The organism is Micromonospora sicca (genome assembly GCF_003172935.1).
Taxonomy (GTDB): Bacteria; Actinomycetota; Actinomycetes; order Mycobacteriales; family Micromonosporaceae; genus Micromonospora; species Micromonospora sicca.
On record NZ_QGKS01000516.1, the window covers coordinates 1 to 3155 of the forward strand.

A 3155-nucleotide genomic window follows, 5' to 3' on the forward strand; every position below is an offset into this window, starting at 1 on the left:
GGGGAGGAGGGGGTGGCGGACCACGTTTTCCTCGCGGCCGGGGCCTACGCCTACGACGCTGACCCGGGTGCCGGTGAGTTCCTCGATGCGGGCGACGTAGCGCCTTGCGTTTTCGGGGAGTTCGTCTTCGGTGCGGGCCTTGGTGATGTCTTCCCACCAGCCGTCGAGCTCTTCGTAGACGGGGGTGGCGTGGTGGAAGTCGGTCTGGGTCATCGGCATGTCGTCGAACCGCTCGCCGTTGATCTCGTACGCGACGCAGATCGGCACCTTGGGCAGGCCGGTGAGCACGTCCAGCTTGGTGACCACCAGGTCGGTGACGCCGTTGAGGCGGGACGAGTACCGGGCGACGACGGCGTCGAACCAGCCGGTGCGGCGCTCCCGGCCGGTGGTGGTGCCGTACTCGTGGCCGACCTTGCGCAGGTGCTGGCCGTTGTCGTCGAAGAGCTCGGTCGGGAACGGGCCGGCGCCCACCCGGGTGGTGTACGCCTTGCTGACCGCGATCACCCGGCTGATCGCCGTCGGCGGGATGCCGGCGCCCACGCACGCCCCACCGGCGGTCGGATTCGACGAGGTGACGAAGGGGTACGTGCCGTGGTCCATGTCGAGCATGGTGGCCTGGGCGCCCTCCAGCAGGACGGTCTCGCCGCGGTCCAGCGCGTCCCAGAGCATCACCCGGGTCTCCGCGATGTACGGCCGGAGCCGCTCGGCGTACCCCAGGTACTCCTCGATCGTCGCGTCCAGGTCGATCGCCTTGCGGTTGTAAACCTTGAACAGCAGCTGGTTCTTCTCGCGCAGCGCCAGCTCGAGCTTCTTGCGCAGGATGCCCGGGTCGAGCAGGTCCTGCAGCCGGATGCCCATCCGGGCGACCTTGTCGCCGTAGGCGGGGCCGATGCCGCGGCCGGTGGTGCCGATCCGGGCGGAGCCGAGGTAGCGCTCGACGACCCGGTCCAGCGCCCGGTGGTGCGGCATGATCAGGTGCGCGTCGCCGGAGATGCGCAGGCGGGAGACGTCCACGCCGCGCTCGGCGAGGCCGTCGATCTCCTGCAGCAGCACCTTCGGGTCGACCACCACGCCGTTGCCGATGATGATCATCGCGCTGGGCGAGAGCGCGCCCGACGGCATCAGGTGCAACGCGTACTTCTGGCCGTCCGGGGTGATCACCGTGTGGCCGGCGTTGTTGCCGCCGGAGTAACGCACCACGTAGTCGACCCGCTCACCCAGCAGGTCGGTAACCTTGCCCTTGCCCTCGTCGCCCCACTGAGCGCCGATGAGCACGATCGCTGGCATCTTTTCCGCCTCCAGAAGGCTCGGGTGCCAGGTGGCGACCGGTTGGCGAGCCCGGGGTGTCAGGCTAACAAGTAGGGACGGCGCGGCCGGCAGGGGTCGCGGCGAGAGGCAGGAGGCTCGGCCGGTGTACGACGTGGTGCTGCTCACCCTCGGCTCGGAACGGGACGCTCCCGGTGGGGGCTGCGGCAGCGGCGGAGCGTGCTGCGGTGGCGCCACCGAGGCCGCCGGGGAGAAGGCCGAGGAGCGCTGCGAGACGCCGCGCGTACCAGTGCTGGCCTGCGCGGACGCGCTGACCGCCCGGGGCGCCCGGGTGGAGATGGTCACCGCCCGCTCGGACGCGGAGATCGACGAGGTGCTGGCCCGGCTCGACGGCCCGCCGCGCTCCGACGGCCTCACCTGGCCGGACCCGGATTCGAAGACCCGGCTCGTGGTCGCCACAGCCAGTGACGGACAGTTGCGCGCCGTGGTGCGCCGGCTGGTCCGGCGGTACGCCCCACCGCCCAGTCGCCGCCCCGCCGACCTGCCCGCGAACCGGACCGTGCCGGACCTGCCGACGGTGGCCGTACTGCCGCTGGATCCGGCCCGGAGCGGAACGCACCGGGACCTGGCGGCGCAGCTCGGGCTGCCCCGCGACCCGGCGGCGGTGGCCGCGGCGGTGCTGGACGGCACCGCCCGCCGGCTCGACCTGCTGCGCAACGACGCCGGCTCAGTGACCCTGGACGGCGCGCTGCTCGGCGCGGCCGACGACGCCGGCCGGCCGCTGCACTGGCGGGCCCGGGTCGAGGTGGACGACGCCGTCCTCTCCGACGGCGACGAGCCGATCATGGCCTGCGCGGTGGGCAACGCGGGCGGGTACGCGCGCCTCGACGACGTGGCCCTGCTGGCCGACCCGGACCCGACCGACGGCCGGGTCGAGGTGGCGGTGGCCGTTCCCGTGGTGACCCGCTCCGCGTTGGGCAGGAAGCGGGTACGGCTGGAGGTGCGCCGGGCCCGGGGCCGGGCCGTGGCGGTCGTCCCGCGCGACGAGAAGGTGCCCTTCCTCGACGACGGCGTCGAGGGCGAACTGAGCCGGAAGCGGTCCTGGTGGACCGAGCCGGGCGGCTGGGCGGTCTGGACGGTCTGACCCCCGTCGATCCGTGGGCGGGCCCCGGGGAAACCCGGACGGCCTATCCTCGGTGGGAGGAATGGGGAGGAACCGTGGTGCACGAGAACGCCGACCGGGCCCACGTACCGGGCCAAGAGCCGGTGCCCGAGCGGGACATCGAACCGCTCTGGCCGCCGGACCCGACCGAGCCGGTCGACGCCCAGCCGTGGGCGGTGCCGACCCAGCCGGCTGCAGCCGCCTGGCCCACCCCGCCACCCAACGGCAGCACGCCACCGAACGGCGGCACGCCGCCGGCTTCCGCTCCGCCGCCGCCCGCCGGTGAGCCCGCCGGTTGGGCGTTGACCGCGCCGCCCGGCAGCGCCTGGCAACCCGCACCGGCCTGGGCGCCGCGGCAACCCGCGCCCGCCTGGGAGCCGCAGTCGCCCGCCGACCGACCGGACGCGGCGGAACCGCCGGCGACTCCCGGCGGCGCGACGGGCGACTCCGGGACCGTCCGGACCGAGGGGGCAAGGGACCAGGCCACTGCCGACCCGGAGCCGGCGGAGACCGACGCGACCGACGCGACGCAGAGCCCGATGGCGTCGGCAGCGCCCCGGAGCCCGGGCGAATCGCCGTGGGCGCAGCCGCCGCAGCGCCCGGCGGCCACACCGACCGAGCCGCCCGCGAACGGGACCGGCCCGGCGGAGGCCGCCCCGACCCCGGCCGCCGACGCGGCGCCCGATCCCGAACCGGCCGCCGACGCGGCGCCCGATCCCGAACCGGC

The 3155-nt window shown here is 74.6% G+C and carries 2 protein-coding genes and 1 pseudogene; 2 read left to right on the top strand and 1 reads right to left on the bottom strand.

Going from position 1 to position 3155, the window contains the following annotated elements; all coding sequences use genetic code 11:
• On the bottom strand, positions 1-1287 hold a 1287-nt coding region (locus DKT69_RS36795; protein WP_109805955.1), incomplete at its 3' end, for an adenylosuccinate synthase.
• 124 nt (positions 1288-1411) lie between these two features.
• Between DKT69_RS36795 and DKT69_RS36800 the strand changes: the two genes are divergently transcribed.
• Positions 1412-2410, top strand: coding sequence for a diacylglycerol kinase family protein (locus tag DKT69_RS36800; protein ID WP_109805956.1), 999 nt, complete (start codon positions 1412-1414; stop codon positions 2408-2410).
• 74 nt (positions 2411-2484) lie between these two features.
• A pseudogene (locus tag DKT69_RS36805) lies at positions 2485-3155 on the top strand (hypothetical protein); the annotation flags it as partial.